The sequence below is a fragment of the Leucobacter sp. M11 genome (assembly GCF_035726885.1).
In the GTDB taxonomy this organism is placed as follows: domain Bacteria; phylum Actinomycetota; class Actinomycetes; order Actinomycetales; family Microbacteriaceae; genus JAPFRB01.
Genome location: NZ_JAPFRB010000005.1, coordinates 38946 through 39732, shown reverse-complemented (window position 1 = coordinate 39732; position 787 = coordinate 38946). Strand labels below are relative to the sequence as shown.

2 protein-coding genes are annotated in these 787 nt (G+C 77.6%); both read right to left on the bottom strand.

All coding sequences use genetic code 11. The annotated features are described in order from the left end of the window. Window positions 1–388, bottom strand: a 388-nt coding sequence (locus tag OOT08_RS15445) for an ATP-binding cassette domain-containing protein (RefSeq protein WP_325093733.1), incomplete at its 3' end; no start/stop codon positions are given. A 23-nt stretch (window positions 389–411) separates the two neighbouring features. Continuing rightward, window positions 412–787, bottom strand: a 376-nt coding sequence (locus OOT08_RS15440; protein ID WP_325093732.1) for an ABC transporter permease, incomplete at its 5' end; no start/stop codon positions are given.

Here is a 787-nt window from a genome sequence, read left to right as displayed (position 1 = left end):
CGTGCCCCGGAACGAGCCCGTGCACCTCCGCGCCCTCCGTGATCTCGGCGCGGATCCGGCGCAGGGGGTCGAGCGAGGCCATCGCGTCCTGGTTCACGAGGCCGATCCGGCGGCCGAGCACGGCGCGGAAGTCGCGCGGCCGGGCCTGCGCGAGTTCGCGCCCCCCGATGCGGTGTCGCTCGGCGCTCGCGACGAGGCCCGCCGGGAGGAGCCCGAGCAGGGCGCGCACGGTCAGGCTCTTGCCCGCCCCCGAGGCCCCGACGATCGCCACGCACTCCCCCGCGGCCACGCTGAACTCGAGCGGCCCGACGAGCGCCTGGCCGTCGTGCCGGGTCACGCGCAGGCCGCGCACCTCCAGGGCGGGCTGCTCCATGTCGGGCTGCTCCATGTCGGGTTGCTCCTCGCGCGCGCTCATCGCATCCGCTCCCGCGCGGCGCGGCCGAGCACCGTCACCGAGCCCACCACGAGGGCGAGGGCGAGCCCGGGGAACACGACGAGCCACCAGGCCCGGGACGCGAAGCTGCGGCTCTCGGAGAGCATCATGCCCCAGTCCGGCGCCGGGGGCTGCGCCCCGAGCCCGAGGAAGCTGAGGCTGGCCGCGCCCAGCATGACCGTGCCCACCCCGACCGCCCCGAGCGCGACGACGGGGCGGAGCGTCACCGGGAGCACGTGCCCGAGGAATACGCGCACCGGCCCGAAGCCGAGGACCCGGGCCGCCGTGACGTGCTCGGCGGAGCGGACCGCGAGGGTCGCGGCGCGGGCCAGCCGGGCGTAGCCGGGCACCGCG